The organism is Streptomyces jumonjinensis, assembly GCF_009600885.1.
GTDB lineage: Bacteria > Actinomycetota > Actinomycetes > Streptomycetales > Streptomycetaceae > Streptomyces > Streptomyces jumonjinensis.
Genome location: NZ_VCLA01000194.1, coordinates 6,070 through 6,671 on the forward strand (window position 1 = coordinate 6,070; position 602 = coordinate 6,671).

1 protein-coding gene is annotated in these 602 nt (G+C 74.4%); it reads right to left on the bottom strand.

The annotated features are described in order from the left end of the window. The coding region (locus FF041_RS32460) for an ATP-binding protein (RefSeq protein ID WP_228388793.1) at positions 1 to 602 on the bottom strand (602 nt) is incomplete at both ends.

Here is a 602-nt window from a genome sequence, read left to right on the forward strand (position 1 = left end):
CCATCTCGCTCAGGCGGGAGGCGACACGGTCGCCGATGTGGGCGCGCAGGTCGGCCATGCCGAGGTTGGTGGTGACCAGGGTCGGGAGGAGTTCGTTGTAGCGGCGGTTCATCAGCCGCATGGTGATCTCCTCGGTCCACTCGCTGTGCTTCGCCGCACCGAGGTCGTCAATGATCAGTAGTGGGCAGCGGGCCAGGTCCCGGAGTTCGCGCTCGCCGTCGTGCCCGGGGCGGGGCCGGAGGTCGGCGTAGAGGTCGGCGGCGGTGACCGCCTTCCACCGCAGCCGGACCCCGGCGGAGATGAGGCTGCGGACCGCGCCGTACGCCTGGTGGGTCTTACCCGTTCCGGTCGTTCCGGCGATCAGCAGCGACCGGCCCTGCGCGATCCCCGGCGCACCGCCCGGACCGGGCCGACCGGCCTCGGCGATGTCCCGGACCCAGGCGGCGACCGCCGGATGGTCCGCCGTGGCACCCCGGTAGCGGGCGGGGATCCGCGACTCGGCGGCCAGCAGGGCCGGGACCGGCTCCGCCTCGGCGACCGGCGTGCTGGTGGGGTCGATGCCCCGGGTGGTGAGGATGTGGGCGAGGCGGCGGGCGAGGCCG